Genomic DNA, 429 nt, shown 5'->3' with positions numbered 1-429 from the left:
TGTCTGTCGTCGCAAAAGAGATAAGCGCGATAGCAAATGTCGATATGAACGAGATAAAAGAGCCAAATACAAATGGCATGAATAAAAAAATAGACGACGTAGCAAAGCAAGTAAGCGTGCTAAGCGAGAAAATAGGGCTGATAACTGACATGATCTGGGACGAAAAAGCCCCAAATCGCAACAATCTCTCGATCCCGCCAGAGTTTGCTACTATCTACAAGCTCGCAAAACAAAGCGGAATGAAAGAGGAGCATCTAGAGGCGATCATGCAAACGACGCTTGAAAATTTGCCAGTCTCTATGAAAAGCAACCCAACTGCGGTAAAAAGGTACTTCTACTCGCTTTTGAGAAATATGCTACCATGCAGAAAAGAGCTCGGCGATAAAAAACAGCGCATAATGATGCTAGTTGGTCCAACTGGAGTTGGCA

General features: G+C 43.4%; 1 pseudogene. It reads left to right on the top strand.

The annotated features are described in order from the left end of the window. A pseudogene (locus CYP43_RS02100) lies at positions 1-429 on the top strand (flagellar biosynthesis protein FlhF); the annotation flags it as partial.

The organism is Campylobacter concisus, assembly GCF_002913045.1.
GTDB lineage: Bacteria > Campylobacterota > Campylobacteria > Campylobacterales > Campylobacteraceae > Campylobacter_A > Campylobacter_A concisus_AP.
This window is presented reverse-complemented; position numbering and strand designations above follow the sequence as displayed.